The organism is Sphingomonas jinjuensis, from assembly GCF_014197105.1.
GTDB lineage: Bacteria > Pseudomonadota > Alphaproteobacteria > Sphingomonadales > Sphingomonadaceae > Sphingomonas > Sphingomonas jinjuensis.
On the sequence record NZ_JACIEV010000017.1, the window covers coordinates 1 to 26,017 of the forward strand.

The 26,017-nt window shown below is 62.9% G+C and carries 28 protein-coding genes and 1 riboswitch; of the genes, 18 read left to right on the forward strand and 10 right to left on the reverse strand.

All coding sequences use genetic code 11. The features are described from left to right. The first annotated feature begins 209 nt into the window (after positions 1 to 209). Both GGQ80_RS17525 and GGQ80_RS17530 read left to right on the forward strand, forming a co-directional pair. Positions 210 to 494, forward strand: a complete 285-nt coding sequence (locus tag GGQ80_RS17525) for a hypothetical protein (protein WP_183987287.1) — start codon at positions 210 to 212, stop codon at positions 492 to 494. Positions 495 to 684: 190 nt separating this feature from the next. Then, positions 685 to 1,056: a very short patch repair endonuclease gene (locus GGQ80_RS17530; protein WP_246347188.1), complete on the forward strand. Its 372-nt coding sequence runs from the start codon at positions 685 to 687 to the stop codon at positions 1,054 to 1,056. 10 nt (positions 1,057 to 1,066) lie between these two features. Here GGQ80_RS17530 and GGQ80_RS17535 read toward each other — a convergent pair whose 3' ends face one another. Next, positions 1,067 to 2,098, reverse strand: a complete 1,032-nt coding sequence (locus GGQ80_RS17535) for a hypothetical protein (RefSeq protein ID WP_221364485.1) — start codon at positions 2,096 to 2,098, stop codon at positions 1,067 to 1,069. Between the two features lie 260 nt (positions 2,099 to 2,358). Between GGQ80_RS17535 and GGQ80_RS17540 the strand changes: the two genes are divergently transcribed. Genes GGQ80_RS17540 through GGQ80_RS17550 form a run of 3 tightly spaced genes read left to right on the forward strand, consistent with a single transcriptional unit; the run spans position 2,359 to position 5,132 of the window. After that, positions 2,359 to 3,495: a DNA (cytosine-5-)-methyltransferase gene (locus tag GGQ80_RS17540; RefSeq protein WP_221364486.1), complete on the forward strand. Its 1,137-nt coding sequence runs from the start codon at positions 2,359 to 2,361 to the stop codon at positions 3,493 to 3,495. 12 nt (positions 3,496 to 3,507) lie between these two features. Continuing rightward, positions 3,508 to 4,101: a hypothetical protein gene (locus GGQ80_RS17545; protein WP_221364487.1), complete on the forward strand. Its 594-nt coding sequence runs from the start codon at positions 3,508 to 3,510 to the stop codon at positions 4,099 to 4,101. Continuing rightward, positions 4,098 to 5,132 (forward strand): DUF262 domain-containing protein, encoded by a 1,035-nt coding sequence (locus GGQ80_RS17550; protein ID WP_183987295.1) that lies wholly within the window; start codon positions 4,098 to 4,100, stop codon positions 5,130 to 5,132. Before GGQ80_RS17545 ends, GGQ80_RS17550 begins: the two co-directional genes overlap by 4 nt. Here the strand turns inward: GGQ80_RS17550 and GGQ80_RS17555 are convergent. The 5 genes from GGQ80_RS17555 to GGQ80_RS17575 form a co-directional block, all read right to left on the reverse strand. Then, a complete protein-coding gene (locus GGQ80_RS17555; protein ID WP_183987317.1) occupies positions 5,099 to 5,659 on the reverse strand; it encodes a recombinase family protein in 561 nt (186 codons plus the stop codon). The two genes, GGQ80_RS17550 and GGQ80_RS17555, sit on opposite strands and share 34 nt — an antisense overlap. Positions 5,660 to 5,925: 266 nt before the next feature. Further along, complete coding sequence (locus GGQ80_RS17560; protein ID WP_058734555.1) at positions 5,926 to 6,309, reverse strand: response regulator; 384 nt, start codon at positions 6,307 to 6,309, stop codon at positions 5,926 to 5,928. Positions 6,310 to 6,314: 5 nt separating this feature from the next. After that, positions 6,315 to 8,084, reverse strand: coding sequence for a PAS domain-containing protein (locus tag GGQ80_RS17565; protein WP_246347186.1), 1,770 nt, complete (start codon positions 8,082 to 8,084; stop codon positions 6,315 to 6,317). Between the two features lie 189 nt (positions 8,085 to 8,273). Continuing rightward, on the reverse strand, positions 8,274 to 8,642 hold the full coding sequence (locus GGQ80_RS17570) for a DUF190 domain-containing protein (RefSeq protein ID WP_166753246.1): 369 nt from the start codon (positions 8,640 to 8,642) through the stop codon (positions 8,274 to 8,276). Between the two features lie 26 nt (positions 8,643 to 8,668). Next, the gene (locus tag GGQ80_RS17575; RefSeq protein ID WP_343051092.1) at positions 8,669 to 10,027 is read right to left on the reverse strand and encodes a voltage-gated chloride channel family protein; all 1,359 of its coding nucleotides are present in this window, start codon (positions 10,025 to 10,027) and stop codon (positions 8,669 to 8,671) included. Positions 10,028 to 10,050: 23 nt separating this feature from the next. Beyond that, positions 10,051 to 10,127, reverse strand: a riboswitch (Fluoride riboswitch). Positions 10,128 to 10,290: 163 nt separating this feature from the next. On the opposite strand from GGQ80_RS17575, the gene GGQ80_RS17580 reads away from it, so the two are divergent. The 4 genes from GGQ80_RS17580 to GGQ80_RS17595 are packed head-to-tail and all read left to right on the forward strand — an operon-like array spanning position 10,291 to position 13,375. Continuing rightward, positions 10,291 to 10,656 carry a DUF305 domain-containing protein gene (locus GGQ80_RS17580; protein WP_219994278.1) on the forward strand — a complete coding sequence of 122 codons (366 nt, stop codon included), beginning with the start codon at positions 10,291 to 10,293 and terminating at the stop codon, positions 10,654 to 10,656. A 1-nt stretch (position 10,657) separates the two neighbouring features. Continuing rightward, entirely contained in the window at positions 10,658 to 12,097 is a 1,440-nt protein-coding gene (locus GGQ80_RS17585; protein WP_183987297.1) for a YncE family protein, read from the forward strand. A 1-nt stretch (position 12,098) separates the two neighbouring features. Beyond that, positions 12,099 to 12,608, forward strand: coding sequence for an RNA polymerase sigma factor (locus GGQ80_RS17590; RefSeq protein ID WP_007406239.1), 510 nt, complete (start codon positions 12,099 to 12,101; stop codon positions 12,606 to 12,608). Then, positions 12,605 to 13,375 carry an anti-sigma factor family protein gene (locus GGQ80_RS17595; protein ID WP_007406229.1) on the forward strand — a complete coding sequence of 257 codons (771 nt, stop codon included), beginning with the start codon at positions 12,605 to 12,607 and terminating at the stop codon, positions 13,373 to 13,375. Before GGQ80_RS17590 ends, GGQ80_RS17595 begins: the two co-directional genes overlap by 4 nt. A gap of 50 nt (positions 13,376 to 13,425) precedes the next feature. Here the strand turns inward: GGQ80_RS17595 and GGQ80_RS17600 are convergent, their stop codons facing one another. Both GGQ80_RS17600 and GGQ80_RS17605 read right to left on the reverse strand, forming a co-directional pair. Further along, positions 13,426 to 13,995, reverse strand: a complete 570-nt coding sequence (locus tag GGQ80_RS17600) for an MgtC/SapB family protein (protein ID WP_343051093.1) — start codon at positions 13,993 to 13,995, stop codon at positions 13,426 to 13,428. Beyond that, positions 13,935 to 15,002 carry a molybdopterin-dependent oxidoreductase gene (locus GGQ80_RS17605; RefSeq protein ID WP_007406227.1) on the reverse strand — a complete coding sequence of 356 codons (1,068 nt, stop codon included), beginning with the start codon at positions 15,000 to 15,002 and terminating at the stop codon, positions 13,935 to 13,937. The genes GGQ80_RS17600 and GGQ80_RS17605 overlap by 61 nt, the downstream gene beginning before the upstream one ends. A gap of 146 nt (positions 15,003 to 15,148) precedes the next feature. Between GGQ80_RS17605 and GGQ80_RS17610 the strand changes: the two genes are divergently transcribed. The 7 genes from GGQ80_RS17610 (at position 15,149) to GGQ80_RS17640 (ending at position 21,230) form a co-directional block, all read left to right on the forward strand. Then, complete coding sequence (locus GGQ80_RS17610; protein WP_183987299.1) at positions 15,149 to 16,021, forward strand: LysR family transcriptional regulator; 873 nt, start codon at positions 15,149 to 15,151, stop codon at positions 16,019 to 16,021. Beyond that, on the forward strand, positions 16,018 to 17,169 hold the full coding sequence (locus GGQ80_RS17615; protein ID WP_007406242.1) for a TDT family transporter: 1,152 nt from the start codon (positions 16,018 to 16,020) through the stop codon (positions 17,167 to 17,169). Before GGQ80_RS17610 ends, GGQ80_RS17615 begins: the two co-directional genes overlap by 4 nt. Positions 17,170 to 17,258: 89 nt before the next feature. Continuing rightward, on the forward strand, positions 17,259 to 18,494 hold the full coding sequence (locus GGQ80_RS17620; RefSeq protein ID WP_183987301.1) for a molybdopterin-dependent oxidoreductase: 1,236 nt from the start codon (positions 17,259 to 17,261) through the stop codon (positions 18,492 to 18,494). Between the two features lie 14 nt (positions 18,495 to 18,508). Further along, positions 18,509 to 18,991 carry a c-type cytochrome gene (locus tag GGQ80_RS17625; RefSeq protein ID WP_007406258.1) on the forward strand — a complete coding sequence of 161 codons (483 nt, stop codon included), beginning with the start codon at positions 18,509 to 18,511 and terminating at the stop codon, positions 18,989 to 18,991. Positions 18,992 to 19,294: 303 nt separating this feature from the next. Next, positions 19,295 to 19,948 carry a ParA family protein gene (locus GGQ80_RS17630; RefSeq protein WP_183987303.1) on the forward strand — a complete coding sequence of 218 codons (654 nt, stop codon included), beginning with the start codon at positions 19,295 to 19,297 and terminating at the stop codon, positions 19,946 to 19,948. Continuing rightward, positions 19,945 to 20,280 carry a hypothetical protein gene (locus GGQ80_RS17635; protein ID WP_246347187.1) on the forward strand — a complete coding sequence of 112 codons (336 nt, stop codon included), beginning with the start codon at positions 19,945 to 19,947 and terminating at the stop codon, positions 20,278 to 20,280. Before GGQ80_RS17630 ends, GGQ80_RS17635 begins: the two co-directional genes overlap by 4 nt. After that, positions 20,277 to 21,230, forward strand: a complete 954-nt coding sequence (locus GGQ80_RS17640) for a replication initiator protein A (protein ID WP_183987305.1) — start codon at positions 20,277 to 20,279, stop codon at positions 21,228 to 21,230. Before GGQ80_RS17635 ends, GGQ80_RS17640 begins: the two co-directional genes overlap by 4 nt. Before the next feature lie 532 nt (positions 21,231 to 21,762). Here the strand turns inward: GGQ80_RS17640 and GGQ80_RS17645 are convergent. Together GGQ80_RS17645 and GGQ80_RS17650 are read right to left on the reverse strand one after the other, a co-directional pair. Then, positions 21,763 to 23,589 (reverse strand): type IV secretion system DNA-binding domain-containing protein, encoded by a 1,827-nt coding sequence (locus GGQ80_RS17645; RefSeq protein WP_183987307.1) that lies wholly within the window; start codon positions 23,587 to 23,589, stop codon positions 21,763 to 21,765. Next, entirely contained in the window at positions 23,586 to 23,876 is a 291-nt protein-coding gene (locus GGQ80_RS17650) for a hypothetical protein (protein WP_183987309.1), read from the reverse strand. The genes GGQ80_RS17645 and GGQ80_RS17650 overlap by 4 nt, the downstream gene beginning before the upstream one ends. Positions 23,877 to 24,102: 226 nt before the next feature. Here GGQ80_RS17650 and mobQ point away from each other — a divergent pair, with 226 nt between their 5' ends. Together mobQ and GGQ80_RS17660 are read left to right on the forward strand one after the other, a co-directional pair. Beyond that, positions 24,103 to 25,254 (forward strand): MobQ family relaxase, encoded by a 1,152-nt coding sequence (gene mobQ / locus GGQ80_RS17655; RefSeq protein ID WP_183987311.1) that lies wholly within the window; start codon positions 24,103 to 24,105, stop codon positions 25,252 to 25,254. 57 nt (positions 25,255 to 25,311) lie between these two features. Continuing rightward, a complete protein-coding gene (locus GGQ80_RS17660; RefSeq protein WP_183987313.1) occupies positions 25,312 to 25,893 on the forward strand; it encodes a hypothetical protein in 582 nt (193 codons plus the stop codon). Positions 25,894 to 26,017 lie beyond the last annotated feature (124 nt).

Sequence of the window (26,017 nt, forward strand, 5' to 3'; positions counted from 1 at the left end):
GCAGCGCCCACCTGATACGGAGCGAGTCCCCCGGTGATTGGCGTCAACAGCCATCCGCCACGCCGCTCACACATATGCCTTTTTCAACAGTCTCGGTCGGTTTTGACACCGGCGCCCCGAGCCATCGCGGTGTAATGTCGGGTGACGACGACGCGATTGCCTAGTCGTCAGATTTCGATACCTTTCCCTCATAACGACAGGAGGGGACGATGGCCGTTTATGTGGTGACGTGGAATCTTAATCAGGAGCGATCGAACTACGCGCAGGCGCGACAGGTATTTATCCAGCATCTTGAACGTTATCAGAACGTCAAGGACTCCGGGCTGGAAACGGTTCGGTGGATTTCGACAAGTTCGACGGCTACGCAGGTGGATGCCGATCTTCGCCAGAAGCTGGACAACAACGACCGGCTTTTCGTCTCCAAGCTCAACAGCGGTGAGCATCAGGGATGGCTTAACAAGGCGACCTGGGAATGGATCAACGCTCGTCTGTGACGCCATAAACCGTTGGAGCCGGTGAGGTGGCTCTCACCGGCTTCATACGTTGGCCGCACATCCAATACTACGAGGCAAAAAGGTCTACCTTTCTCCCCAGCCTGTGCAAAGTTGGACGACGTTGGACGGTAAAGGAGGCACCGGAAAGCCAGTTATGGATGTTGTCGATCGACAGACCCGAAGCCGGATGATGGCGGGTGTGCGGAGCAAGCATACCACCCCGGAGTTGGCCGTTCGCAAGTTGGCTCATAAGCTCGGATATCGCTTTCGGCTGCATCGACGCGACCTCCCAGGGAGCCCCGATCTCGTGTTTCCCAAACATCGCGTTGTTGTTCAGGTGAACGGCTGCTTCTGGCACGGTCATGACGGATGTCGTCACGCTGCTACGCCCAGCTCCAATGTCGAGTTCTGGCGAAAGAAAATAGATGCCAACCGCGCCCGGGATGCTCGCACGACAACTGAGCTGACCGGAATGGGATGGACGGTGTTGATCGTGTGGGGGTGCGAGATCAGGGATGAAGTAGCGCTAGTATCCAGGCTCCGCGCTGCCATGCCGTCTTGAGCCGCCGGCGTCAGGAACCGCCTAGTGTATCTTTGAGGCGGTCGACGAAGTCGTCGAATGCCGCAACGGCGCCTGGTTCTCCCTCAACGATGTTTGACAGGTTATAGGCGGCGCGAAGAATGCCGTTGTTGGCGAAGGCGCGCAAACCGGTGTGTCGTGTGCCACCGCGGGTTTGCCCGTCGATCATCTCCGCCGTGACGATCGTGCCGAAGAACACGCGGGGAGCTTGCGAGTTTTCTGCGGTCCAGGTTTGAAGGTGTCCGCTGATCTGGGGCATCCAGCTTTCCCAGACGTTCGACAGATCGGAGCGGCCTTTCACCTCCCCCACTAGCGTTACCACGTCGTTGAGCAGCACCTTTATGTCGGGGCGGTTGCCCCCGGCCACGAACTCGCAGACCAGCCGGCCACCAAAGCGGAGGCGTTTGCGGGCGAGGAGGTCGACGCCAGGGCTCCAGGCTTCCCAACTTTCGTCCGCACACTGCGTCTCGACCGCTATGCCACGGATTGAGAAGGCTGCGGTCAGAAGCGATTTGAGAATCAGAACAGCATCGTCGCCGGCGAGATTGCGAACTTGGCCGTCGATGCGAGCGCCAGTGATGGTCAGCACGGTGCACAGCGCCAGCTCGGCCGATCGGGCCGTGGTTGGATGAAGCTCTGCCAGAATGCCGTTGATCCACTCGGCGAAGCCAGCGAGCCGATCGGTGGTGACCACTCGGCCCGCCTCTCGGTTGGCGGCCAAGGTTTCCGGCGAGAGGGTTAGGCCCGCTGCCTTCCACCCGGGCTGGAGCTTTACCGAGAGCTTCCGGGTAAGGCCCGCCAGATCGAGATACCAACGTGCGGCAAGCGGTTCGGCCGCCAGGATGTCGGTCGTACAAGAGAACAGGGCGCCTTGCGCTTCAAGACGATCGGCGAGAGCGACGACGGTGCCTGGGAGCTTGGCCGCGGCGGCGAGCTTTCGATCGCGTGCGGCGATCTGCGCGGTAGCATCTGCGTCGCCGCCTACCAGCGCGTTCCAGTCGATTGGTGCGAGCTGCGGGTACATCATCCGCGATCGTCTGCCTCTGCCCGACCGGCCGCTTGCTCGACAGCTTTTAACAGCACTTGCCGCGCCCAGGTGGACGTATCCAAGTGGACGGAGCCGGCAGCTTCATCCATGCGTCGCTTGTCGTCCGGTGTGACCCGGATTTGCAGAAAATCCGTTTTGGGAGCGCGGCGGCCGTGTTGCATTGTGAGGCGATCTAAACGAGAACAGAGAATGATGCTGTCTCACGTTGTAACACGATTAGATAAGGTAGGTGGGCGGTGAAGCTCACGGTCGTCGATTTGTTCTCCGGTGCGGGAGGAATGAGCACTGGCTTCCACCGCCACGGTGCGTTCGAGATCGTCGGCGCGGTCGACCTTGAGAAGGGTAAGCCGGGCAACGGCGTTAGTGCCGGCACGTCGACGATGTGCAATCCAACCTACCGGCGCAACATCGGCATCGAGCCTTGGAACCAGGACATCGCGCGTCTCGACCCGAAAGCCCTGATGCGCCGGCTCCGGCTCCGTCGTGGCGCCCTCGACGTTCTGATTTCGTGTGCGCCATGTACCGGCTTCTCGCAGAAAAACGCCGCGAACCACGTTACCGACGATCCGCGCAACAGCCTGATCGGTCGCACGGGTGACTTTGTGGACGCGTTGCTGCCTCGCTTCCTCGTAATGGAGAACGTCAAGGAGCTGGTTACGGGAGTGCAGCGTCATCACTATGATGCCTTGCGCACCCGGCTTGCCGGGTTGGGCTACGACATGCATGCAGGCGTGCACGATCTCTCAACCCTCGGTCTGCCTCAGCGACGGACCCGCGCCCTGCTTATCGCCGTGCGAGACGGCAAGGCGGCACCGCTGCCTCATCCCACAAGCGTGATCCGGACAGTCCGGGATACGATCGGCTATCTCCCGCCCGTGGAGGCCGGAGTTGTGCATGAGAGCGACCCGATGCACGTCGCTCCGCGTCTTACGGCGCGCGTCCTAGAGCGGATCAAGGCTATACCCAAGAACGGCGGATCGTGGGCAGACATCATGGGCGATCCGAAACGGAGCGCGGCCAAGAAGCGCGAACTGCTGACACCTTCCATGTTCCGGGCGAGGCCTGGGTCGTTCCCCGACGTGTACGGCCGGCTTTGGTGGGATAGACCTGCGATCACGATCACCCGGGAATGCGCGCACGTTGGAAATGGACGGTATGTTCATCCGGAGCAGGATCGTCTTCTCACCGTACGTGAAATGGCGCTGCTCCAAGGCTTTCCCACGGATTACATGTTCGAGGGAACGCTGACGGCGCGATACAATCAGATCGGAGATGCTGTGCCGCCAATGATAGCAGCACAGATTGCTACTCACGTCGCATCGCTTGCCCGCTATCCCACGCGAGTGCAAAAACAAAAGCAAGCGATCTGTTGAGCAAGGATGGTCTTGGCTACGGCGCATCAAGATAGAGTACGCGAGTTTACCGATGCTCTAATTGCTCGGGAAAATGAGCGCGTACTCGATGAGTTCTACCATGTTCGGCCGGCTGTCATGCTTGAAGCGGGGGCTGAAGCCGAGCTGCGTCGAAGTATAGCTGTTAAGCTTGGCGTAGAGATGCGGGATGTTATGATAACGGGATCCGCAAAAATAGGGTTTACTCTCGTCGGGAAAGCAGGTCGTCCGCCACTATCACAATTTGGTGATGCTTCAGACATCGACGTTGCTGTCATATCAAGTCGACTATTTGTAGATCTCTGGCAAAGTTCATTCTTACACTTTCAGGATTATGGGGATTGGAACAATTCCAACTCCTTTAGAAAGTATCTAGCGAGAGGCTGGATGAGGCCTGACAAACTTCCTAGATCTTCAGATTTTCCACAACAAAGAGAGTGGTTTGATTTCTTTCAATCACTAACCGCGAATGGAAAATTCGGCCCATACAAAATATCGGGCGGCGTGTATTACAATGAACTGTTCTGGAAAGGGTACGCCAGCGCAGGCTTAAACATATGTAGAAACGGCATTGGAACATTGGCATGAGGACCGCACCGGAAAGCCGCAAGGTTGCTGCATTAATTACGTCTGTTCGCGATAAGATACTCATCCCGCGACCTGACTTCCAGCGGCGGTCTGTGTGGACCAGGCAAGACAAAATCGCTTTTATAGACACTATATTAAGCGGCCTTCCGTTTCCGGAGATATATGTTGCCTCAGGAACGGTCGATACTGTGACAGGAGCAACAACAGAGGTGCTAGTCGACGGACAGCAACGAATTACAACAATATATGAATATTTTAGAGGTGTGCCGCCATTCAGTGCGTCGCGCACTATTAAAAAATATGCTGACCTCAGTGAAGACCAGAAGCGGGAGTTTCTAAGCTATGATGTTGCGGTCAGGAACCTTGGCTATCTAGCTGAAGGCGATCTGGTAGAAGTATTTAGTAGAATGAACTCTACCTCATACGACCTAAACGAAATTGAGAGGTATAATGCGGTATACCTTGGCGAATTTAAAAAGTATTCGGAAGAAATCGCACAGAAAACATTTTTCAACGAGATAGGCTTGTTTAGCGCTACCGACATTCGGAGAATGAAGGACTTGTCATATATCGCGTCTTTGACAGCCGCGATGATGTCAAACTATGCAAACCGAGACGATGAAGTAGAAAACTATCTCGCCGAGTATAATGATGAGTTTGAGCGCTCGGTTGAGATGAAAGGGCGAGTCGAAGCCGTTATAGACCTAATCGCCCAACTGAGTTTTGCAAAAGGAAGTCCGGCCTATAGAAAGGCTGACTTTTATACGCTGGCGGTTGAACTAGACCGGCAGATATTTAAGAAATCAATGAAACTCGACGTTGAGAAGCTGAGAGACAACCTATCCAAGTTCTATGCCGCCGTTCAGGCTGCTCGTGGAGGAGAGGTAGATCGGGACGATGTACGATCTTATTTTGAAGCAACGCTCCAAAATACAAATGACCGGAGTCAGCGAATTATCCGAGGACGTGTTCTGGAAGCTATTTTGGAGAGTATAGCTCAACCTCGTGTTGTCTCGGAGATTGCGCGGTAGAGCGTGGCATGGTGGCACTTGAGGAGCTTGGCGGCTTCACGGACCGACGTGCCTTCCCCTACTAGGCGCTCGCCCAACGCGATCTGGTCGGCGGTGAGCTTCGGCGGTCGGCCGAACCGCACCCCCCTTTCCTTCGCTGCTATCCGCCCGCTGCTGGTGCGCTGGTGGATCAGCTCGCGCTCGAACTCGGCGATGCCGGCGAACACGGTCAGGACCATGCGACCAGCAGGCGACGTCGTGTCCGCCCATGGTTCTGCCAGCGAGCGCAGCCCCGCCCCTGCCTCCTTCAGCCGCTCTGCAATGTCGAGCAGGTTCCTTGTCGATCGTGCAAGCCGATCAAGCCGTGTCACCACGATCACGTCCTCGTCTCTGATCTGCTCAAGCATCCGCGCCAGCTCGGGCCGATCGCGCTTTGCGCCTGATACCTTCTCTTCGAAGGTGCGGCGGCAGCCTGCCTCCTTCAATGCGGCGCGTTGCAGCCGCAGGTCCTGATCGTCGGTGGAAACCCGGGCATAGCCAATAAGCATGTCGCAAATGTGCATCGAAAGGCCTTACTTCCGCAACAGACTTTTGCGACAGCTCGATACTAGGGAGCGGCTGTCGATTAGCACTGTCGCAGAACTTAGGACATCTGCGACATCGGCGTTCCCACAACTCCGTCGCCGGGTGCGCGTTTCGGGAAAGCGCAATCGGGAACACATTTTTGGGAATTTTCGGCTGCTGGTGGGGCAATCCACCCTGCCCTCGCCTCGGCAATCCCAGCTGAGGTCCGTTTTTGGGAAGATAGCTTAGGCTAAGGCGTGACGGGGCTTTGCTCGATCTGACGCATGACCCGGTGCAGGTCGAAAGGTTTAGGGAGGAAAGTCGCCTTCTGCGGCAAAGCATCCTGCGGGATCGGGGCGTTACCTGATACAACGAACAACAATGTCGGGGGAAATCGCTCGCGAACATAATGAGCGAGCTTTAGCCCATCCATCCGCCCGCTCGCCATTGCGTCGATCAGTACAACCCGGATGTCTTTGCGCTGGTCAAGTATGTCCATCGCCTGGTCGGCATCCTCGGCCTCGTACACGCGCCATTCACGCTCTTCAAAGAAGGCGATCATGTCAAAGCGCACCAGCGCCTCAGGCTCGACGATGAGGACCGTGTTGCTGCCGATCGGATTGCTCTGACCCATACTCTCTACTCGCCCGTGGTCGCGGCATCACTCAGCCGCGCCTCCAGTTCAAACGACAAACCTTCCGGTTTGTAATGAGTTGCCGCCCGCCCCCTGAAATATGATTTGAGTGAGCGTTCGATCAGGGTCGATCCGAAACCTTTGCGTTGCGGTGGTGAAACCAAGGGGCCACCCTGCTCTTGCCAGCAGATCGACAGGGTGGCGTCGGCACCTTTGCCAGCGATGTCCCATCCAAACGTCACCGTACCGCTATCGTTCGACAGCGCGCCGTATTTGGCCGCGTTCGTTGCCAGTTCATGCAGCGCCAGCGCGAAAGCGACCGTCACCTCGGCTTTCAGGTTTACCCTTGGGCCGTCGAGCAGGATGCGTTCGCCAATGGCGCCGTGCGGTGCCAGCGCGCGCGTTGCGACCTCACACAGGTCGGCCGAGCGCCAGGAGGTGCCAGTCAGCACGTCCGTGGCCGCGCCCAGAGCGACGAGACGTGCGCCAAGATCGTGGCTGGCAGAGGCCATGTCAGGGGCGGTTCTCAATGTCTGTTGGGAGATCGACTGGACGACCGCCAGCACGTTCTTGAGGCGATGTGCCAGTTCGCCGTTCATCAGGCGCATATCGTCTTCGGCATGGCGCCGTTCGCGAAAGTCGCGGGTCACGGTGCCGTAGCCGATCAGCGTTCCCATCGCGTCGGTGACCGGAAATACGGAATAGAGGACCGGGATCAGCTCGCCGGTGCGGAAATGCTGGAAATCCAGCTCGCCGGCCCAGTGGCCGTCGCGGTCCACCGCCGGCAGCACCTCGCGCATGACCGTCTCGATCCGATCGGGTGGGAAGAAGTCGGCGATGGTCAGTTGCGTGATGTCGGCATCCTCCAGACCGACGAGGCGCCTCGCCGCATCGTTCACGTAGAAGACGCTGCCGTTGGTACGGGCCATGCCGATGAAGTCGGTGCTGTTCTCCGCCAGTCGCACGAAGCGGTCGCGCTCTTCCTCGCTCGCGCGCAGGTTCGTGATATCGCGGGACACCGACAGGATGCGGTTGGGGCGCCCATCCAGCCCGGCGATCGGGCTGACCGCGACGTGCCACCATTTCGGCGTTCCGAGATAGGTGTCGGCCTTGCCGATGAAGCTGCGCGCCTCACCGCGCCTGGCTGCCTCGATCGCGGCCTTGGCTTCGGCGTTGCCGGCATCCTGCCAGAAGTCCGGCCACGGACAGCCGACGACCTCATTGAAGTCGCTGATCTCCATGACATGCTGTCCGCCTTCGCTCATGAAGGTCAGCTTGCCGTCGAGGTCGAGGACCTTGATGCAATCCGTTGAGCTGGCCAGCACGCCAGACAGGAAGGCCTGCCGCTCGACCGCCTGCCGCTCGCTTTCGACAAGCTCCTCGTTGAGCCGCCGTGCCCGTCGCAGGGATTCGCGCAACTCGGCGCTCAGCATGACAATGCCAAGCATGACGATGAGGAACAGGGATGCCGCCACCCATTGCTGCCGCGGCACCCAGGTGGGATGCTCGATGGTGCCGAGGGATGCGATGCCGGTGGCTGCCGACAGAAAGGCTGCAAAAATCCCCGGCCCTTTGCCCGCCACCAACGCGATGGCGATCGTCGCAGGAATGAACAGCAGCCACGGCAACGTGTCCGGTACGAACAGGATACGTCCCCAGCCCACGGCAAGGATCGTGATCGCCGCGAGCAGATACCGGACCACGATCGGGAGCTGAAGGTGGAGTGACCAGGCTACGATCCGGTCGAAGAAACTGACAGGCTGGGAACGGATCATTAGGGCGTCCAAGGGCGGACAAGCCCCCTGGCACATCCTCATCCGCCATTTAGCAAAGCCGCACGCAGACGGGAATATAGCTGCTTGGACCGCAGGTTGACTGTCAGTCTCAAATACCATCCTAATGGGAAAGCCTCGGCCATCTTGCTGGTCGTTTCCAACCGGGAACGCCGATCAGGCTCTGGTTCGCTAAGTTTTGCGCCTGATCGTCCAATGCTCCAGTTGCTTGTAGACGATCACTTTGTCGCCAAGCAGATCGCCATGCCGCCGACAAAATAAGTCGAGCTGGTCACGGTCACCGACCAGCTCTACGCAGATCGTCAGATGTGGATCGGCAATCTCCGACCCATTTTCCCGGATCGGGCCGCGATTGCTGAAGCCGTAATGGGTGTGTTGCGCGACGGCGTTGATGATGCCGTCTGCCTTCGCGGTCCGGATCAGCTCGCGATAGAGCGGCTTTGCCCCCCAGAAGCGACGCGAGCCGATCTTGTCGGAGGGCTTCAGATAGATGCGCAGCATCCCGACTTCGCGGTGCTGAACGGTGAAACGATCGGGCATGGCATGGCTTTCGGTGGGAAGTGGAATCAGGCGCGCGTGCGCCGGCGAGAAGCGCGGTGCGTGCGGGCATCGCGCAGGGTGGCATCGGGTGTGAGGTGTGCGGCAGGCACCTTAGGCACGGCGACGCGCTGCGACAGGTAGATGCCGTTGTGGCCTGAGCAGAGGTAGGAGACGAAGCACGCGACTGCGATCGGCACCGCATAGGCCGCGCCGAACAACTCGATCCCCATGAACGTGCAAGCCAGCGGTGTGTTGGCCGCGCCCGCGAACAGCGCGACGAAGCCGATCGCTGCGAATAGCCCCGACGGTACTCCGAACATCGGCGCGAGCGCATTGCCGAGCGCCGCGCCGATAAAGAACAGCGGCGTGACCTCGCCCCCCTTGAAGCCCGCGCTCAGGGTCACGACGGTAAAGAGCAGCTTCAGCGCCCAGCTCCACGAGTGCGTATCGGGACCAAAGAAGCTGGCGATGGTCAGGCTGTCCGGTGTCGCGGCGAGCGTACCCAGGCCAAGATAGTCGCGGGTTCCGAGCAGCCAGACCAGCGCAATCACGGCCAGCCCGCCGATAACGGGTCGTAGTGGGCCATAGGGGATCACGCGCTTCAACCATCCGCCCAGCGCGTGATTGGCCTCGGCAAAGGTCAGCCCGGTCAGACCGAAGGCAATGCCGGCGACACCGGCCTTGGCGACGAGCAGCGCGTCGACCGGCACCAGCGCATCGACATGGTAGACGCCGTGATGAATGCCCCAGGCAAGACAGGTCCAGTCACCGACCAGCGCCGCGACCAGGCATGGCACCAGCGCGCGATACTCGACCCGACCGATCGCCAGCACCTCCAGTGCAAAGACCGCGCCCGCAATCGGCGTCCCGAAGACCGCGCCGAACCCAGCCGCGATCCCGGTCATAAGGAGGGTGCGTGTCGCTTCCGCATCCAATCTGAGCGCGCGTCCAAACCCGCTGGCAAGACTGCCGCCCAACTGCACGGCGGTGCCTTCACGTCCCGCCGATCCCCCGAACAGATGTGTCACGACCGTGCCGAAGAAGATGAGCGGAGCCATGCGCAGCGGCACGCCGCCCCCAGGTTCGTGGATTTGCTCGACGATGAGGTTGTTGCCGCCTTCGACCGAGCGCCCTGTCAGATGGTAGAGCAGTCCGACCACGAACCCGCCGATCGGCAGCAGGTAGAGCAGCCAGGGAAAGGCGAAGCGAAGCCGGGTTACGGCGTCGAGGCTCCACAGGAAGGCCGCGCAGAGCGTTCCCACCGCTGCGGCCATCGGGACCAGGATCAAAGCCCACCGCAGTACCGACGTGGCATGGGTGCGGCGATCGCGAATGAACGCTGCCATGTTGAACTGGTCATAGAGATTGCGAAATGTCGCGCGCACGATTCCTCCTTGCTGCCTTGCGGCGCCTGGTAGGAATCATCGGCCCTTGCGAGGGCGGTTCGACCGAATGGCCCGGCGGAAATCCATCGCCGTGCCTGCGCATATGCTGTCCGACCGCGACCCGGTCAACCAACCGCAGAAGCATGAGACCATCGTTTTGGTGAGGACCGATAAAATGGCTTTGGCCACGGAATAAACCCCGACGAGCATCGTCTACGCTTTCGAGACCGATGCGCTGGAGGCTTATGCGTAGACGAGATTGGATGCTGGGTCTGACGGCTTCGGCCCTACTTACCGGCGCAGTCGCGGCCGCCCCCGCCGATGGCTACGCTACCATGATGTCTGTCGCGATGGACCGGATGATGGCGGGCATGATGGTCAAGCCGTCCGGTGACGTCGACCGCGACTTCGTGGCGATGATGCTTCCGCATCATCAGGGTGCCATCGATATGGCGGTGGCGGAGCTGCGCTACGGCCATAACGAGCAGCTCAAGCGCATCGCGCAGGAAATCATCATCGATCAGCAGCAGGAGATCGCCGCCATGAAGCTGGCGATCGGCCAGCCGCTACCGCCTTCGACGCCAGCCCCGACGCAGGGCGGCGACCACCATAGCCCTATGGAGCACTGACATGATCCGGACCATCCTGCGCTCGGCCGCCTTGCTGATGAGCGCCGCACCGGGCCTCGCCATGGCCCAGCAGGCGCCGTGGAACGCTAAGGACATGCCCGTCAGCCACCGCGACCGCGTCTATGCGTCTGAACAATTCTCCAACACGGTGTCGGTGACCGACCCGGCCGACAACCGGCTGCTCGGCGTCATCAAACTCGGCGATCCCCAGCCGATGAACTTCTCCCCGCTCTACAAGGGACAGGTGCTGGTTCACGGCCTGGGCTTCTCGCCGGACGGGAAGACCTTGGCGGTCGTGTCGATCGGATCGAACGCCGTGTCGTGGATCGACACCGCCACCAACACCGTCAAGCACACGACCTATGTCGGGCGCAGTCCGCACGAGGCGTTCTTCACGCCGGACGGCAAGGAGGTGTGGGTCACGGTCCGCGGCGAGGATTATATCGCCGTGCTCGACCCCACGACGTACAAGGAGACGGGGCGCATCAAGACGCCCGGTGGTCCGGGCATGACGATCTTCTCTCCCGATGGCCGGTACGGCTATGTCTGCTCTTCGTTCAATCCGGTGTTGGCTGTGTTCGATGTCGCGACCCACGCGCAGGTCGGACAGGTGGCGCAGCCAAGCCCCTTCTGCCCCAACATCGCCGCGACGCCGGACGGCAAGCAAGTGTGGTTTACGCTGAAGGACATCGGCAAGACGGTCGCATTCGATGCTCGGCCACCCTTCTCGATCCTGAAGGTGCTGGATACCGGGCCTATCACGAACCATGTCAATTTCGCCCGCACGGCCAAGGGGCAGTTCGCGTATGTGACGGTCGGCGGAGAGAATGTGGTCAAGGTGTTCCGCACGTCCGACTTCACGCCGGTGGCAACAATTTCGGTCGGCAAGATGCCGCACGGTGTTTGGCCATCGGGCGACGGCCGGCGCGTTTATGTCGGGCTAGAGAATTCCGATGAGCTGGCCGCGATCGACACTGCCGGCAACACGGTCGTCGCTACCGTGCCGGTCGGACAGGCACCGCAGGCGATCGCCTATGTGTCGAACGCAGTTCCGACAGGCCCCGGCACCGACAATCTCCAGCCGCTCGGCACAGCGGGCAAGGCGCTGCATCTGACCATGGGGCCGATTGGCGGCAAAGGTACGGCAAGCAGCATCACCCTCTTCGACCAGGGCATCATTCAGGTCGTGCAGAGTGCCGTTACCGGTTTGCAGCCCAAGAAGCCTTACATGCTCGTGCTGACCGCCAATGCGGACGGCAGCGGCGCTGTAGAGCCGCTTGCGAACTTCATGAGCAACCCGGCAGGTGCGGCGATCGTCAACGCATCGGGTCCGATCCGCCAGATCGTTCAGGGCAGCACCGCGACACCCCGGCGCTTTCTGGCGGTTGCGGAGGTGGTGAACGGCGCGCCGGGGCGCATCGTGCAGGTGCAGCGCGACTGAGATGGACCCGCTTGCCGCCGCGATCGAACCGCTGATCCCCGGGCTGCGCCGCTATGCCCGGTCGTGGTTGCGCGACCGGGTGATGGCGGATGACGTGGTGCAGGATTGCCTGGAGCGCGCGGTCGGGCGCTGGCGACAGCGACGGGGTGCGGAGGTCCGCCCGTGGGTCTATGCGATCCTGCACAATTTGTTGGTCGATCATCAGCGGCAGCATAGCCGGCGAGGTACGGCGGTTCCGCTCCACCTCGTGGACGACGCCGCGCTCGGCCGCCCGGCCGATCAGGACACAGGCCTGCACCACCGCGACCTGCTGCGCGCGCTTGATGCGTTGCCTGAAGAACAGCGAACGGTGCTGCTCCTGGTCTCGGTCGAGGGCCTGCCCTATGCGGAGGTCGCTGCCGTAGTCGGCGTGCCGCTGGGCACGGTAATGTCGCGCATATCGCGGGGGCGCGACCGTCTGGCGACCCTCCTCCGGGAGGGTGAACGGCCGCGATTGAGGAGCGTGCAATGACCAGCCCGATCGGCGAGGACGATCTGGCCGCATGGATCGATGGCAGGCTGTCGCCCGAGCGGCAGCGCCTGGTCGACGCCTATCTTGAAGGCCAGCCGGACGTGCATGCCCGTGTGCGAGAGCAGGCGGAGCAGGCGCGAGCCCTTGCATCCCTGTTCGCCCCCGTCGCGGATGAACCGATCCCGGCGACGATGCGCGTGGCAGCGATCAGGGGACGGCAACGGCAACCGCGTTGGCAGCTCGCCATCGCCGCGTCACTTCTGCTGGCGTTGGGGTTTGGCGGTGGCTGGTCGAGCGCGCGTTGGAGCGGCGAACCCCGCGCGGGCATCGCGGCGCTGGCCAACGAGGCGAGTGATAATTTCCGTGTCTATGCCGCCGACCGGATACGACCGGCGGAGATCGGCCCCGACCAGCGCGCCATGCTGATCCGATGGACCTCCGCTCGATTGGGTGAGCGCGTCACGATCCCGGACCTCAGCACGGCCGGCTATCGCTATGGCGGGGGGCGACTGGTCGCGACGCCCCACGGCCCTGCGGCACTGCTCCTCTACGACGGACCGCAAGCGTCGAAACTTGCGGTGCTGACGAGGCCCATGCAGATCGACAAGACCGCGAGCATGACCAGCACGTCCAGCGGGACCATGGGCCGGGTCACATGGGCGGTCGACGGGATCGGCTATAGTGTGGTGGGCGAGCGACCCGCGGCCGAACTGCATCCGATCGCCGATGAAGTCCGGCGTCAGGCAGATGCCGCGCTTGTGTCCTGATAGCGCCTTGCCGCTCCCGGCGCCGACGGGCACCGGGCGGTCCAGCGCGATCACGGCTTGCGCTCGACATCCTTCCTGTCGGTCTCGGCCGGCGTCAGACGGGCTCGCTCGCGGATGCGGCGTTCCAGCGGCGCGCCGACGAACAGGACGAGCATTGCAAGGCTCACCCCGCCGATGATGAGCGGCCACACCGCCAACCCTGCTGCCGCGCCGATCGTGGCTGTCACCCAGATGCACGCGGCGGTCGCCAATCCATGCACTTCCTGACCCTGGCCGACCCGCAGCACCGCACCGGCACCGATGAAGCCGACGCCGGACAGAATGCCCTGCATCGCCCGTCCTGCGGCATCGGCGTTCACGTTCGGCAAGCCACTATGCACGATCGCCTGAACGGCGATGCAACTCGCCAGACCGACCAGACCCAGCGTCCGCAGGCCCATGATCTGCCGGTTCTCACGCGAGCGTTCCCAGCCGAGCACCATCCCGGCCGCGGTCGCCACCACCAGCCGGCCAATCGCATCGATCCAGAAAGCGACGTCCGGTGCCGCTGATGCTTCGATCATTCGACCAGCACGTGAACGTGATGCCAGGCGGTGCACAGATAGCCGGCGAAGTTCCACATCGTATCCGGCCGCTCGGGCTGTCCCTGCCCGGTCTCGTCGAAGGCACGGGCGACAAGGTGCTGGCGTCCCTTGGCGAGTGTGGCGTCAAGGATCCAGCGCCGCCAGCCCCAGCGCGTCTCCGGATCATCGGCGAAGGTCGCCTGTTGCCAGTCGCGACCGCCGTTCACCGACACTTCGATCCGAGAAATACGGCGGTCATAGGCAATGGCATATCCCTCAATCCGCACCTCTCCGGCGGCCAAACTCTCGCCCGCACCGGGCGAGCAGATCGCGGCGTTGAGCGGCATGGCATTGATCGTCAGACCCTGGCTCCAGTCGACGGTGTCGCTCGTCACAGCGGCGGGGAAGAGCTTGTAGTCGTGCGCCTGGATCGGTGCCTCGGAGGGCGTTTCACGCACCTCGATCCGTGTCAGCCATTTGGCGCTGCGGACCCCGGCATAGCCAGGCACCACCATGCGGAGCGGGGCGCCATGTTCGGGCGTCAGCGGCTCGCCATTCATCGCCCAGGCGAGGAGTACGTCGGGCTCCCGCGCCTTGCTCATGGCGATCGATACCCCGAACAAGGCTTCTTCACCCTCCACGTCCACCTCGTCCGCGCCGGTGAACGCCACGAACAGCTCGGACGCATCCGGCGCGCCGACCGCATCGAGCACATCGGCCAAGCGTACGCCGGTCCACTCCGCATTGCCGATCGCGCCTACGTCCCACGGATCGCCGGAGGTGTTGGCGACCTGCTGGAGATCGGTACGCCGGTTGCCGGCGCACTGGAGAACCGCCGTTACCGTGCGCGTGGCAAACGTGCTCTTCAGTTCCTGCACCGAGAAGAAGCGGCTCGCCATGCCCCTCCCGCTCACCTCGATCCGATGATTGGCGGGCAGATCCGGCACTGGCCCGTGGCTGCGCACGTAGAACAGCGCCTGCGGCGTCAGGAACCGCTCGATCAACGCACCGGGCGTCGGCTCGGCATTGTAGGGATCAGAACTGCGCTCGATCATATCGGTCATGGACGATCAAACGTCGCGGGCACGCGTAACGCTTCAAGTCTTCGAGACCATCGCAGACGAAAGGCTGCCGACCATTCCGATATCCAGATTGGAATGACCATATCAAACGGTTGGTCGTATCGATCTAAGTACGCGATATATGCTGCATGACTTTGGAGCAGCTCAGAATATTCGTCGGTGTCGCGGAGCGCGAACACGTCACCAAGGCAGCGGAGGCGCTGAACGTCACGCAGTCTGCTGCCTCCGGGGCGGTTGCGGCCCTCGAAGCGCGCTACGGCGTTCCGCTGTTCCACCGCGTCGGGCGTGGCATCCAGCTTACCGAGGCAGGCCGCGGCTTTCTGGAGGAAGCGCGCGCGGTGCTGGGGCGGGCAGCGCATGCCGAGACGATGCTCGCGGACTATGCCGGGCTCGCGCGTGGTTCGTTGCGGATCGTCGCCAGCCAGACGATCGCGAGCTATTGGTTGCCGGCAAAGCTCGCCGCCTTCCACGAACGCCACCCACAGATCGCGGTCGAGCTGGCGATCGACAACACCGAAGGCGCAGCAGCGCAGGTGTTGAGCGGCGCGGCGGAACTCGGCTTTGTCGAGGGCGAGGTGGACGAACCGGCGCTTGCCCACTGGAATGTCGGGCATGACCCAATGGTGCTGGTCGGCCGCGAGGAAGCCGAACGCATCGACGAGGCCTGGCTGCGCACTACACGCTGGATCGCCCGTGAGCAGGGATCGGGTACGCGCTCGACTTTCGAGGACGTGCTGCGAACGCGCGGGTTTGATCCGGCCCAGCTGACGATAGCGATGACGCTGCCGTCCAACGAGGCGGTGCGCACCGCCGTTGAGGCCGGTGCCGGCGTTGCCGTCTTGTCGCGATTGGTCGTCGCGCGCGCGCTCAAGGCTGGCGATCTCGTCGAGCTGCCGCTCGGGCTGCCCGACCGCGCCTTTCACGCGCTGCGCCACAAGGAACGCTATCGCACCCGCGCGGCCGACGCGCTGACGGATCTCATCAAGGAGCAGGTCGCATGACTGCCGACACGCACTCCGTTCTCAGCGGCCTTAAGCCGCTCAGCCGGCTCGATCACCCCCGCGAGATGATCCGCCAGTTCACGCCCAACTGGTTCGCCGCGACGATGGGCACGGGCATCCTTGCCCTCGCGCTGCCGCAGGTGCCCGGCATCGGGCCTTCGCTTAAACCTGTCGGCGAGGTGTTGTGGTTCTTCAATATCGCGCTCTTCGCGCTGTTCGCCGGCCTCTATGGCGCGCGCTGGGTGATGTTCGGGCACGAGGCGCGGCGCATCTTCGGGCACAACACCGTGTCGATGTTCATCGGGACCATTCCGATGGGGCTGGCGACGATCATCAACGGCTGTCTCGCCTTCGGCATCGCGCGGTTCGGAAATGGCATCGTGCCGGTCGCGCATATCCTGTGGTGGATCGACGTCGCCATGTCGCTCGCCTGCGGCGTGCTGATCCCCTACCTGATGTTTACCCGCCACGAGCACAGCCTGGACGGCATGACCGCGGTATGGCTGCTCCCGGTCGTCGCTGCCGAAGTGGCGGGCGCCAGCGGCGGGCTGCTCGCGCCGCATCTGACCGATCCTCACGCGCAGATAGTGACGCTCGCGACCTCCTATGTGCTGTGGGCCTATTCGGTGCCGGTCGCGTTTGGCATCCTCGCCATCCTCATCCTGCGCATGGCACTCCACAAGTTGCCGCATGAAAGCATGGCGGCATCTTCCTGGCTGGCGCTGGGGCCGATCGGCACGGGTGCTCTGGGCATGCTGGTGCTCGGCGCGGATGCGCCGGCGATCCTCACCGCGCACGGGCTAGCCGGCGTCGGCACCGTCGCGCAGGGGATCGGCGTTGTCGCCGGGCTCTGCCTGTGGGGTTTCGGCCTGTGGTGGCTGGCGCTCGCGACGCTTATCACCATCCGCTACTGGCGCGCGGGCGTGCCGTTCAACCTCGGCTGGTGGGGCTACACCTTCCCGCTCGGCGTCTACACCGTCGCCACCTTCCGCCTCGGCACGACGCTGAACCTTATGTTTTTCGGTATCGTCGGCACGGTGCTGACGGTTGCGCTCGCGGCGATGTGGCTGCTGGTCGGTGCCAAGACGCTAGCCGGTGCATGGCGGGGCAACCTGTTCGTCTCGCCCTGCATCGCCACCCCGAACTGATCCGCCATGATGATCGGATCAGTCGGTCCGATCACTTGCAGAATGCCCCTTCGATCCGCCAGCGTGACTGGCCATAGGAGAGCCTTGTCATGGACAATTTCGACGCCGGGCTGGCGAGTGAGACCAGCCGTCGCCGCTTCCTCAGCCATGCCGCGCTCGGCACCGCCGGCCTTGCCGCCGCGCCGGCACTGGCGCAGCAGCTCGTCGACCTGAAGCTGCCCGGCGGCAATGCCGAGCGGCCGATGACCAGCGCCTTTCCCGGCAAGGGCAGCATGATCCTCCAGCGCGTCCATCCACCCTTGCTGGAGACGCCGATGGAGGTCTTCGACAAGTCGGTGTTCACGCCCAACGACCAGTTCTTCGTCCGCTGGCACTGGGCCGACATACCGACCTCGATCGACGTCGAAAGTTTCCGCCTCAACGTCTTCGGCCACGTCAATCGGCCGCTGTCGATCAGCCTCGCTCAGCTGCTGCGCCTTCCACGGGTCGAGATGGCGGCGGTGAACCAGTGCTCGGGCAACAGCCGCGGGCTGTTCCAGCCGCGCGTCGCCGGCGCGCAATGGGGCAATGGCGCGATGGGCAACGCCAAGTGGCTCGGCGTTCGCCTGCGCGACGTGCTCGACCTCGCCGGGGTCAAGGCAGGCGCGGTGCAGGTGCGCTTCGGCGCTCTCGATCAGCCGGTCGTGGCGGGCGCTCCTGACTTCGAGAAGGCACTCGACATCGACCATGCCCGCGACGGCGAGGTCATGATCGCCTTCGGCATGAACGGCGAGCAACTGCCGCTCCTCAACGGTTTTCCCTGCCGGCTGATCGTGCCGGGCTGGTACTCGACCTATTGGGTCAAGATGCTGAACGCGATCGAGGTACTGCCCGGCCCTGACGACCAGTATTGGATGGCCAAGGCCTACAAGATCCCCGCGACACCCGGCGCGAATGTCGCGCCCGGTGCCAAGGACTTCCCGACCGTACCGATCAATCGCATGATCCCGCGTAGCTGGATGACCAGCCTGCCCGATGGTCAGGCGATCGCCTATGAAGCGTCGATCCCGGTCGGCGGCATCGCAATGGGCGGCGATTGCGGCGTCGCCAAGGTCGATGTGTCGTCGGACGGTGGCCGCACCTGGTACAGGACGACGCTCGGAGCGGACGAGGGCAGGTACAGCTTCCGGCGCTGGAACGGGCGGGTGCCGCTGAGACGCGGGCCTAACCCCATCATGGTGCGCTGCTGGAACACCAACGGTGTCGCTCAGCCGATGAAGCCGATCTGGAATCCCGGCGGGTTCATGCGCGGCAACATTGAAACCACCACCATCATCGCGGCCTGAGGAGCGAGCAAATCATGAAGACTCCGTCTCCCGGCATGATGGCTGCTGGCCTGATCGGCCTGACCGGCATCATCCTCGTCTCGATCGGCGCGCCGAGCAGCCGCAAGGCGCCCGTTCCGATCTCCGAGATGTCTGAGCCGGCACCGGCCGCCAGCGTGTCAGCGCGCGGCTTCTCGCTTGCCTCGACCAGCGTCGACCTGCCGGCCGACGACGCGACCTACCCCGACGGTCCGCACGCCGACGTCATCAATGCCAATTGCACCTCGTGCCACTCAGCCAGCATGGCGCTGACCCAGCCTGCGCTATCGGCGGATCAGTGGAAGGCGACCGTCACCAAGATGCGTGAGGTGTATAAGGCGCCAGTGGCCGAGAAGGACGTCGATGCGATCGTTGCTTATCTCACCGCTATGCCGAGCCAGAAGGTGGCACCCGCGACCGGCAAGGCGCAGGACCCGGACCCCAAAGTGGCTCCTGATGTCTCAGGTGGAACCGGCTAACCGATCTACTTCCATAATCCCGAAATACCATCCCGATCGGGACCGTTTTATAGCTTAGCCGCTTAGTAGCTTAATCGCTTAAATTGTTGTTGGTACGCCCGGTACGGAACCGCCTTTTTTCCTCGCAACGGCAATCAGCCCGGCTGTGCCTAGCTGCTCCCCTCCCCGTTGTTCGCCATAAAGTAGTATCGACGATCGAGGTTATCTCAACGATCCGACGACAAGCGCTAAGCAACTAATCACCTTTACGACTAAGCGGCTAAGCGGCATAAGTCGCTTAGCCGCTTAGTGGGAGTAGCAGTCATGCAGGTATGGGCCGTGATCGCGCAGAAAGGCGGTCAATCCAAGACGACCCTTTCTACCGGCTTCGCCGTCGAGGCGGCGCGCGAGGGGGCGTCCGTCGTGATCCTCGATGCTGACGATCGGCAAGGGTCGGCGCTATACTGGTCGGAACGTCGCGACATGGACGACGTGATGGTGAAGGACAGCAGCGTCGCCGGCCTGCCGCTCCACGTCTCGCGCGGGCGAAGCAGCGGCAAGATCGACCTCATCATCATCGACACGCCGGCGAACTCGAAAGACATTGCCATGCTCGCGGCCGAGCAGGCGGATTTCGTCATCATCCCTGTCGCGCCGCGCGGGCTAGACGTTCATTCGGTGTTACAGACCGTGAAGCAGGTCCAGCAGGCGGGTACGCCGTTCGCGGTCATCCTGACCCAAGTGCCACACCAAGGCGGGGAGGGGCAGGAGGCTCACGCCGGTTTCGCGGCGAAGGGCGTGACGCTGTTCGACAGCCGCCTCCATTTCCGCAAGGACTATTACAAGGCGACGCCCCTCGGTCGGACAGCGGCCGAAACGGAGCCGGACAGCAAGGCGGCGGCCGAGTTGCGCAGTGCCTATGAAGAGGCTAAGCGACTAAGCGGCTTTACGACTAAGCAAGTAAGCGAGGTGGCATGATGGCAAGGAAGCCTTCCGCGCTGGCCGGCATCTTCGATGACCAGCCTGAAGAACAGGCACCGGCACCCGCCATCGAGCCTGTCCCCATGCCTCAGCAGTCTGCACCCGCACGTCAATCGCGCCGCGACGTCGGCACCCCGACGCCGGCAGCGCCGGCCAAGCGCAGCAGCCATCCCGGCAAGAAGCCGGTGCTGATCCATATTCCCGAGGACATGCACCGCGCGTTGCGTCAACTTAGCGTCGAAGAGGGCGGGGAACCGCTCACCGTCATCACCGAACGCCTGCTCCGCCAGTATCTGGTCAAGCGGGGGCACACCAGGTTCGCGCCGTGAGCAAGCGGCGCGATCCCAACCCCGAGTTCGACCTGTTCATCCCGGCGCTGGGCGACCTTCCGCTCCGCGACCAGCGCGAGGTCATGGAGCGGCCATTCTTCTCGCTTCAGAAGCGCAAACGGTTGAAGCCGATCGAGTATAAAAGCCCGGACGGTGAGGCATGGGTGCGCGTGCAGGCGATCCCCGACTACGGCATGGCGACGATCTGGGACGCCGATATCCTGATCTGGGCGGCGTCCACGCTCAACCGCATGAAGCAGCAGGGCTTGAACGACCTGCCGCGTACGCTGACGACGACGCCCTACGACCTGTTGCGGGCGATCAAGCGCAGCACCGGGGGCAGGGACTATCAGGAGCTGCAAGCCGCGCTGCTCCGGCTTCAGACCACATCCATCACAACCTCGATCCGAGCGACGAAGCGCAGGCAGAAGGCGGGCTTCAACTGGCTCGATAGCTGGACGTTCGATACCGACGCCGACACCGAACAGCCGCGCGGCATGACGCTGACCCTCTCCGACTGGGTCTACGAGGGCATCGTCAACGAGAAGTCGCTGCTGACTATGCACCCCGACTATTTCCTCCTGTCCGGAGGGCTGGAGCGGGCGCTGTATCGCATCGCGCGCAAGCATGTCGGCTCGCAGCAGGGTGGGTGGTTGTGCCGGGTCGAGGTGTTGCGCGACAAGACCGGCAGCGACGCTCAGCCCAAGGAGTTCAACCGGATGCTCCGGCGCGTGATCGAGGCCGATCAGCTCCCCGACTATGCGATGGAGCTGGCGGAGACGACCGACAGGAGTCCGGCCGTCCAGTTCAGACGCCGCGGCGAGGCCGAGGCGCTGGCGCTGGCGGAGAAGATGCGGGCGGAGGAGGAGCGGCGCGCGCGCTTCGACGCCGATCGCCGGCGCACCGAGGAGGTGGATGCCCGGATGGACAAGCTCGCCGGCCGACGCTGACTATCGGGGTTTCACCCACCGCTGGCCCGACTATCGGGGTTTCACCCACCCGGCATAGTCTTCCAGCGGTCGCCAGCGTACCACTCGGATGGCGAACAGCGTCTCAGTCTGTGGATAATCGATCCGGCTACGCGGGTTTCGGGTGCGTCTGACTCGGGGTTTCACCCACCATTGCTTCGGGGTTTCACCCACCGCACTATCGGGGTTTCACCCACCGAATCACGGGGTTTCACCCACCGGGCATTCCTGTAAGCTATTGAAAAATGGCCAAGGATTCCGCTTTTTGGACCCCTTAAACTTCTTAACGATTCTTATTTAACAGAGTCACTTAACCCCACGGACGGATCGAACGAACGAAAAGGGGATGCGGAATTGCCCCTTTGGGCAATGCGCCTTCGTTTCGTGCCGGCTATCGCCGTCACAGGAGCGGCCTGACGGCCGCAGGCTTCCGAAAGAAGCCAAGCCGATCCGGCGGTGTGTACCTGCACCGTTCCGAGGGCGGCAAAGACAGGATAAGAGCCTACCCTAAAGCTCACCGTTCGCGTCGATCGACCGAGAGATTGATCGGGAGAACGCGGTTGATGCCAGCGAACGTCACGAACCCAGTGCGCACCGGCAGATTGGTGATTTCGGTCGCGAGCTGGACAGGGGAGCGGGTGTATTGGCTGGAGACGGAGGTATTCTCGCCCTTGGACGTGCGACGCTGTGACTGCCGGCTGAGGCTCTGTCCGGTCTGGGTGCGGGTTTCCTCATATTCCGCCTCACCCAGCTCTTTCGTAACCTTCTCAGCGAGATCGCTGGCGACGCAGCGCAGGAACAGCCGGTTGGAGAAACAGCCGAACAGCGTCTGCGCGGTCTCGCGGCCGTAGCGCTCGATGAGCTGGCTCAGGTCCTGGATTGCGGCGACCACGGCAACGTTGCTCTTGCGCAGCCGGGTGACGGCTTCCTTCAGCCCACCAATGGTGCCGATTGAGTCCAGCTCGTCGATGATGATCCAGGTGCGGTGTGTGTTCGTCTGCTCGGCACGTTCAAGGCCGGCAAGGACGAGCATGTCGATCCAGGCGGCGATCGCTGGCCCCTGCGTCCCCTTTTCCATGTCGCGATAGGGGAGCCACAGCCAGCGCCGATCGTCGCCTGTCATGTAGCTGCGCAGCGAGAAGTCGCCCGACGTGCCGTATTTCCAGCTCGCCAGCTTCTCGCCGAGGTTGTTGCGCACGCTGATCAGGTAGCGATCGCCGCCTTCGGCTAGCAGCGAGGCCGCGGGCGTGCGTTCCAGAATTTGAGCCAGAGCGTCTGCCTTCCAGGCCGTTGCGATCTCCAGCAGCTCGGCGTTGGTGGTCTCGGCGCCGACCTGCTCGCAGATCGCGGTGAGGAAGGATTGAGCCTTGCGGGTCCACTCGCTCGATTCCCCGCTGCCGATCGCCGGCACCACCGCCGCTACGAACCGCGCCCATTCGGAGGGCTTGCGGACCTCGTTGCGCAAATCCCAGCCTAGCGAGCCGTCATCGCCCGCTGACAGCACCAGGTCCTCGTCGCGACGGAATGAACGGGATAGATCGTGGCCGGCATCGAGGACGATCGCGCGATCACCCCGACGCCGAATGTCGCCGAGAAGCTGACGGAGGGCTACGGTCTTGCCGGTGCCGGTCGAGGCGCAGATCAGGCTATGCAGGGTCTCGACATCGGGTGGCATCGGCACGCTGCCGAAGCGGACCAGGCCGTGCCGTGCCGCCTCGTCGCCGATCAGGATCATGCGAGCATCAGCCGATGCCTCTGCCTTGGCCAGCTCGCGTTTCTGATCCTGCGCATCGGTGAGGATGGAGCGGACATCGGCATCGCTCGGCTTGATGGCGGCGAGCGCACGTTCGTCGCGCCGGCGCCGGCGATCGTCGCGTGGGTTGAGCGCCCGTGCAACCAGGCTGGCAGTGAAGGCCGGCATGTCAGCACGCGCGACTAAGGTGGTGCCGCGCATATGTCGGCGCGTGACGGTAGGAAGGGCAGGGCGGGCAAGCCAGAGGCGATAAGCGGCTCCCAGAGCGCACAGGAGGCCCAGAGAGCCGGCGAGGGCCAAGGTGACGGTCACGGCCCTGGCATAGGCCGGAGCGGCTTCGTAGCCGCCTGTGAGGTAAAATTTCAGGTGCGTCCAGAAAATCAACCAGTGAGCGGGCTGGCCCTTGTCGCCGAACGCGAACCCGATCCAGGCGGTGAGCGAACTAAAGCCGGTCACGCTCGGTGCCATGCCGAGCTTGAGAAAGCCGGCGACGATCGGAAAGATCAGCGTCGCCATGCCGGCGGTGATGAGTAGCGCCAGCAGGACCAGGCCGGCGATCCGAAGGCCCAGGCTGGGGCCGGCGGTCATTGGTCCGAGCTATCGCTGTGATGGGGAAGGGCGTCGTTCTCTTTGGCCGCTTTGGCTTTGAGCTTATCGATCAGCCCCGCGACCGCTTTCTTGTCGTGATCGCGCAGCGGTTCGGCTTCGAGGATGGTGAGGAGCCGGCCGGCAAGGCTGGAGGATCGTAGCGCCTGTGAGATCACGGCTGCACCGACGACGATCTTTTGCCGGGTGTCCTCGGAGCGGGCCTTGTCCTTGAGGCGGGTGAGCTTCGCCTGAGCCTCGGCGATCTTCTGTTCGAGCGTCTGCGCCATCTCGCCTCCTATTGTGTTGAGTGGATCACCCACAGCCTGAAACGTCAACCCGCGTACTGTCCCGAGCGAACGGAAGTGAGTAAGGGCACGCTTATACATTGACGTTCGTCAATGTGCGTGGTCTCTAGGGGCTGTGCCCCGCCGACGGCTCCCCAAGCGCTTTCGCGCTATGAGGCTCCTGCCTCAAACTCCGGCCAGCGTCTTGTCGCTGGACCACGTTTCGTAAGTGGCGATCTACCGCTTCTCGGCTGCGATCATTTCTCGCGCCAAGGGGCGCTCGTCGGTCGCAGCAGCAGCGTATCGATCGGGGTCGCAGTTATCGGATGAGCGGACCGGCGCGGTGCATGACTACACGCGCAAGTCCGACATCCAGCACAGCGAGATCCTGGCGCCTGAGGGGGCACCGGATTGGGTGCAGGATCGCGCCGCCTTGTGGAATGCGGTCGAGGCGGTCGAGCGGCGGAAGGACGCCCAGCTCGCCCGCGAGGTGCAGCTTGCCTTGCCGCGCGAACTGGATGCGGATCGGCAGATCGCGCTCCTTCGCGGGTTCGTGCGCGACGAGTTCGTGGCGCGGGGGATGGTGGCGGACTTTTCGCTGCACGATCATGTCGGCAGCGATGGGCAGCCCCAGCCGCACGCGCATGTGATGTTGGCCATGCGGTCAATCGACGAGACCGGGTTTGGGCTGAAGGTGCGCGACTGGAACAGCGACGAGCTGCTGGTGCACTGGCGCGAGCAGTGGGCGCAGCAAGCCAACGCGCAGCTTGCCGAGGCGGGTGAAGAGGTGCGGATCGATCACCGCACACTCGCCGAGCAGCGGGCGGAGGCGCAGGCCCATGCTGCGGCCGAGCCCGAAGGCGAGCGGCGCGATGCTCTGGAGACGCGGGCGGCCGGGATGGACCGGGAGCCGTCGCCCTACCTGCGGGCGTCTTGGTACATGGAGCAGAAGGCGCGGGCGGCAGCCGAGGCTGCGGGTGTGACCTATGAGCCGGTCACCGATCGTGGGGGCTGGCTGGCGGAGGTGCGGACGATCGCGGCCGAGCGGTTGGAGGCGGTGAGGACGTTTGCGCAGGAGCTGGCCCAGCGGGCTGCGCAGACGTGGCGGCATTGGACCGGGCAGGACCGCGAGGGGGCGTCAGCAACCAATGCCGGCAGCGACGCGGCCGATCGGTTGCGGCGGGGCAGGGAAGCCGCCCAGGCGGGCCAATCCGCCGCTCCGCCTTTATCCGGGGCCGAGCTGCTGCGGCATGCCAGCCAGATCGCTCAAGCCGAACAGGGACAAGATCTGTCCGGCGCCGACCGTTTGCAACGTGCCAGGGAGATCGCCCAAAGTCAGAAACAGGCGTCACGCTCGCGCGACGGGCAGGGGCAAGATTGAACCACCGTATCAACGAGTGATCAGAACAGACCAAAATAAGCGTAGGAGGATCGGTAGATGAACCAACCACTGCCAAGTCCATCAATGGAGATGGCGCTTGAGGAGGGGCGCTATGGTCCTTGGGTCGTTATCGTTGCTGACGACGGTCGTCGCCTCGGGGTAGCGGTTACGCCGTATCGCTGCCGAACCCATCTGTTGATCCATGACATCGATGCACCGCCGCGCACATACGGGAGCTTGAACCTCCCTCCCACGTCGAACCCATGGCTACGGCGTGTCGTCGAATTGACCAACGGAGAGGCCGACTACCATTGGGATACCCCTGGGTATCGGACACTATGTGAGCAAGGCGGCCTCGATCCGGACTATCATCGCCCCGCGTTCGATCCAGAGAATGCCGAGGCTGGCGAGGCGCTCCTAGTGGAGCTGAATAGAACGAACTTATCGCCCGGTGCTGCCAATATATTCATGGATATTGTGGATCATCTGCGTGTCGACCCCTGGGTATCGGATCGGAAGAGCGTAGAGGCGATACGGCATAACGTTCGGTTCAATGCCGAGTATGATGCCAAGGTAATAGACGAGGTTCAAGAGCTTCTTAGCCGTCTCCCGGCGCTTTCACGATTGCGCTTGATGTGATTGACCGCTGTGGTTGGTGTCAGAACCGCTCGAGACTGTTGAAAAACGGCTGGTTGCGAGGGCGATGAAGGCGTGATTCACTGCGCATAGCGGCGGAGGGTCACGGATATGATGGGTCGGCAAG